Annotated in this window: 3 protein-coding genes; 2 read left to right on the plus strand and 1 reads right to left on the minus strand. The window is 66.7% G+C overall.

Annotated elements, in window-relative coordinates; translation table 11 throughout:
* Nucleotides 1-423: MBL fold metallo-hydrolase RNA specificity domain-containing protein (locus DBR23_RS04360; RefSeq protein ID WP_304466196.1), on the plus strand; the 423-nt coding region annotated here is incomplete at its 5' end.
* Between the two features lie 520 nt (nt 424-943).
* Entirely contained in the window at nt 944-4,186 is a 3,243-nt protein-coding gene (locus DBR23_RS04365; protein WP_108497432.1) for an adenylate/guanylate cyclase domain-containing protein, read from the plus strand.
* Between the two features lie 21 nt (nt 4,187-4,207).
* On the opposite strand, the gene DBR23_RS04370 is transcribed toward DBR23_RS04365, so the two are convergent.
* Nucleotides 4,208-4,870 (minus strand): Crp/Fnr family transcriptional regulator, encoded by a 663-nt coding sequence (locus DBR23_RS04370; protein ID WP_233250269.1) that lies wholly within the window; start codon nt 4,868-4,870, stop codon nt 4,208-4,210.
* Nucleotides 4,871-4,985 lie beyond the last annotated feature (115 nt).

Consider the following 4,985-nt stretch of genomic DNA (forward strand, 5'->3'; position numbering starts at 1 on the left):
GAGGCTCCCGACGCCATCCAACCCTTTCCCAAGGTGATCGTCTCCGCAAGTGGCATGGCCACTGGCGGACGAGTGCTCCATCACATCGCCGCCTTTGGGCCAGTTCACCGCAACACCATCCTGTTCTCTGGCTTCCAGGCGGCGGGCACGCGAGGTCGCACGTTGCTCCAAGGCGCGCGCGAGGTGAAGATTCACGGTCAATGGGTCTCGGTGCGGGCAGAGGTTGCGGAGCTGCCCATGCTGTCTGCGCATGCCGATAGCAATGAATTGCTGCGTTGGCTCGGCGGTTTTCGGCGCGCGCCTCGGCGTATCTTCATAGTGCATGGAGTGCCGGACGCCGCAGACGCGCTGCGCGTGCGCATTAAACGGGGAGTGGGCTGGGATGCGGTGGTGTCCCGACAAGATCAAGTGTTCAGTTTGTAATGGATGGCTTAGAGCGCAAAAGCCAGACCTTGCTAAGAAACTCTTTGGCGAGGGCCCAGACAAAGCGAGGAACCTGACGTCCTTACTGACCGTACGGGACCGGATGCGTTTCAGGCCCTTGAGGGCACGACCCAGGCTGCCGGCCTCAACGTGTCTGCGACGCGGGAGGGGTCGTCATCAGCATGTAGCACCGTTTTTTTCTAGATACTCTAATCGCCGGATGCTCAAGAAGCTTTTTTTGAACTACTCACTCAGGGCAGAAAAGCCGTAGATGAGACGTGGTGGTATTTTTGGTGGTATCTTCGAAAAACAAATCAAGAAAATCGAGAATCCACGCGGCCTACAGCCCGTCATGTGAACGACGCCCTCCCGCCAATTGACAGCCGTCGAGGTCAGCCGACAGCAGCCGACACAGCAAAGCCCTTGAATCCCAAGGGCTTTTTTGTTGGTGCCCTTGCCAGTCTCAGGGCGCTTTACGAACCCCGCCCACGACCATAGACTGGTCCGCCGGAGGTGGCCCATGTCACTCGATGTCTCGTCCTGGTTGCAGTCGCTCGGGCTGGGCGAATACGCGCAGGCTTTCGCCAGCAACCACATCGACGAGTCGGTGCTGCCCGATCTGACCGATGCCGATCTCAAAGAGCTGGGGGTGGCCGCGCTGGGCCATCGCAAGAAGATTCTCGGCGCCATTGCGCAGGGGCCGCGCCAGCCACCGCCCACCGCCGGTCTGTCCGCGCAGCGGCGGCAGGCGGCGGTGCTGTTTGCCGACATTTGTGGCTTCACCGAACTGTGCACCCGGCTCGACCCCGAAGACGTGCAGCGCCTGTGCGAGCGCTTCTACGCGCTGTGCGACCCCGCCATCACCGAAGCCGGCGGGCTGGTGGACAAACACCTGGGCGACGGTGTGATGGCGATTTTTGGTGCCCCGATTGCACACGGCGACGACACGCTGCGGGCACTGCGTGCGGCACAGGCGTTACACCAGGTGGCGGCCGTGCTCACCTCAGAGTTTGGCGTGGCGTTCGGGCAGAGCGTGCAGCTGCACATCGGCGTGTCGTTGGGCGAGGTGGTGGCCGGCGGGCTGACCCACGGCGGCTACACGGTGTTGGGCGATGCGGTCAACCTGGCTTCGCGCCTGGTGGGCCAGGCCGGTTCGAATGAGACCGTGGTGTCCGAAGCGGTGGTGCGCACGGTGGGAGACGGCGCCCGCTTTGAGGCCATGGGCCCGCATGCGCTCAAGGGCATCGACTTGCCGCAGCCACTGTGGCGGCTGCAGTCCATCGCGCCGGCGGAGGGTATGGCGGCGTCGCCGCTGATGGGCCGTGATGCCGAGCGGGCCGCTTTGCACCAGATCATTGATCTGGCATGCCGCGCGGGCGCCGGCCATGTGGCGCTGCTGCGCGGCGAGCCGGGCATTGGCAAGACGCGGCTGGTGGAAGCTGTGCGGGCCCATGCGCTGGCGCAAGGCTGTGTGGTGGTCGGCGCGCAGGCGCTGGACTTCGGCGGCGGGCGCAGCGGCGGCCTGCTGGCTCAGTGGGCGGCGGGGCTGCTGCCGCAGCGCGTGGGCGAGGTGGCCCTGGCGCTGGAGGGTGACGCGCCGCTGCTTTGGCAGGCCGCGCTGGCCGACCTGGTGCAAGGCGCCATGACCAGCGACGGCCGCACCGCCTGGCAGGCCGCGGGCGCCATGGCCCGGCGCGCCGCCGTGCATGAACTGCTGACGCACCTGGCCAGCCGCAGCAGCGCGCGCCAGCCCACGCTGCTGGTGGCGGAAGACCTGCACTGGGCCGACGCCGATACCCTGGAAGGCATGGCGCGCCTGGCGCAGCTGGCCCGCACACAAGCGCTGGTGTTGCTGGCCACCAGCCGGGGCGATGGCGACCCGCTGGAGCGCGGCTGGCAGCAGGCACTGGGCGATGCGCCCCTGACCACCTTCAACCTGGGCCCGCTGGACAAAGAAGACGCCACCGCACTCGCACGGCACTTTGGCCCAAAGCCCGATGGCTGGCTGCGCGAGTGTGTGGAGCGCTGCGGCGGCAACCCGCTGTATCTGGACCAGCTGCTGCGCCACGCCAGCGAGGCCGGTGGCACCGCCCTGCCCGCCTCGCTGCGCAGCCTGGTGATTGCACGGGTGGACCGCCTGCCCGCAGCCGAACAGGACGTGCTGCGCACGGCCAGCGTGCTGGGCCAGCGCTTCGAGCCGCAGGCGCTGTTTGCGGTGCTCAACCACACCAACCCCGCACTGAGCGCCAGCCTGCGCACCGGCCTGCTGCGCGCCGAAGGCCACACCCTGTGTTTTGGCCACGCGCTGATTCGCGAGGGCATCTACATGTCACTGCTGCGGGAGCCACGCGCCCGGCTGCACCGCGCGGCGGCCCAGTGGTTTGTCGATCGCGACCCGGTGCTGTGCGCCGAACACCTTGAGCGGGCGGGCGACCCCGGCGCGCCTTCCGCCTATGCGCGGGCGGCCGCGGTGGAACGCGAGGCGCTGCGTGCCGCCGCCGCGCTGGCCCTGACCGATCGAGGGCTTGCCCTGCAGCCCGATACCAGCGCGCGCGGCACCCTGCTGCTGGTGCGTGGCGCCGCGCAACTGGACATGGGACAGGCCCGTGCCGCACAGGACACCTTCACCCTGGCCCTGGCCGTGCACGAAAGTGGCGCCGAACGCTGCACCGCCCTGCTGGGCCTGGCCGGCGCGCGCCGCATCTTTGACGACCTGGACGGCGCGCTGTCGGCACTTGATCAGGCCGAAGCCATCGCCACGCAGGCGGACGACTGGGCCACGCTCTCGGCCATCCAGCACCAGCGCGGCAACATTGCGTTTCCGCTCGGGCAGACCGACATCTGCCTGGCCGCGCAAACGCAGGCACTGGCGCTGGCCGACAAGGCGCGGTCGCCGCTTGCGCGGGCCATGGCGCTGGGCGGCCTGGGCGACGCCGAGTACGCACGCGGCCGCTGGCTGGTGGCCCACGATTGCTTCACCCGCTGCGTGGCCGCGTCGCGCGAAAGCGGTCAGGGGCGCACTGAAATCGCCAACGCGCCCATGGCCGCCTTTTGCCGGTTTGGCTCGCTGGATGTGCGGGCGATGCAACAGGAGGCGATTGACGCGATGCAACGCGCCCGTGCCGTCGGGCTGCCCCGGGCCGAAATGATCGCGATACACGCGGTGATACTGGCCCTGCAGGAAATGGGCCGCTTCGACGAGGTGGAGCCCCTGGCGCTGCGCGCCCAGCAGCTAGCGCAGGAGATGGGTGCGGCCCGATTCGAGCCGGAGAACCGCATATTCCTGGCCGACGCGCTGGCGTGGGCTGGACAAGTGGAGCGGGCCCGACAAGAGGCCAGTCTGGCTGTGGCGCGGCTGCGTGAAATCCACACCCCGCACTACATGGCGCCGGCAGTGCTGTCGATTGCCGCGCGCATTGAACCCGATACCGACATAGCTGACCGGCACCTGGCGCAAGCCCTGGCAATGATCGAAAAAGGCGGGCTGGCACACAACCACGTCTGGGTGCACCGCAACGGCATAGAGATCGGCTGGCTGCGCCGTGACGCGGTATTGATCGGGCACCATGCGCAGCAACTGGAACGGCGCTTTGCCTTCGCACCCATGCCACTGACCGATCTGCTGGTGCAACGCGCAAGCGTGATGCGGGGACACCTGCAGGGCACCCGCACCCCAGCCTGGGCAGCCCAACTGCAAGCCTTGCGCAAAACCACCGGGATGCATGGCCTTCGGCTGCTTGGCCAAACGCTGGATGAGCTCTAAGCGATCAACACAAAGGCGCGATCACCCCACTGTTCGCGCGTAATCTCGCCGGTTGCTGTCGTAGCAACTGCACGCCCTGGTGTGCAAAGCGTCGCGGTCGAGCACCGTGAGCTTGCCCCGCCGGTATTCGATCAGGCCAAGGCGCTGCATTTCGCTGGCAGCCACAGTGACGCCCACACGGCGCACGCCCAGGATGCAGGCCAGAAAGGCATGCGTCACGTGAAAAGTGTTGCCATTGGCGCGGTCCTGGCTCATGAGCAACCAGCGGGCCAGGCGCGGTCCGATCTCGTGAAAGCGCTCGCATGCGGCGCCCAGACTGAGCTGCTCCATGCGAAAGCTCAGGTACCGCGACACGAGTCTGCGCAACAACGGGCTCTCGATCAGGGCCGCCTGAAAAACCGATGCCTTCATCCGCCACGCGGTCCCCTCATCCTGAACCACGGCGCGCCAGGGGGCCGTCGTCTGACCGAGCAGCAGTTCGGCGCCCAACATCCCTTCACTTCCGACCATGCCCACTTCCAGGCCTGGGCGATCGGCGGCTTCAATCGCAAGGGAAACAAAACCGGCGGTGGGGAAATACACGTGGCGCGTGCGTGCGTGGCGTTCACACACGACTTCCGACATCGCCCAATCGGTGGGTTCGCATTGTTCGATAAGGCGTTTGCGCTCAGTGCGCCCCAGCAATTCGAGCAGGTGGTTGTCTTGGGGTCTCCTCGTTTTCAGTGCAATAAGTGACGGTACGAAAAGCTAGCACTGGCGCGGAGGTGGTGTTGGTAGATCGTTGATTTCATTGACTTTC

Origin of the sequence: Acidovorax sp. HMWF018 (genome assembly GCF_003061035.1) — a bacterium.
Classification (GTDB): domain Bacteria; phylum Pseudomonadota; class Gammaproteobacteria; order Burkholderiales; family Burkholderiaceae_C; genus Acidovorax; species Acidovorax delafieldii.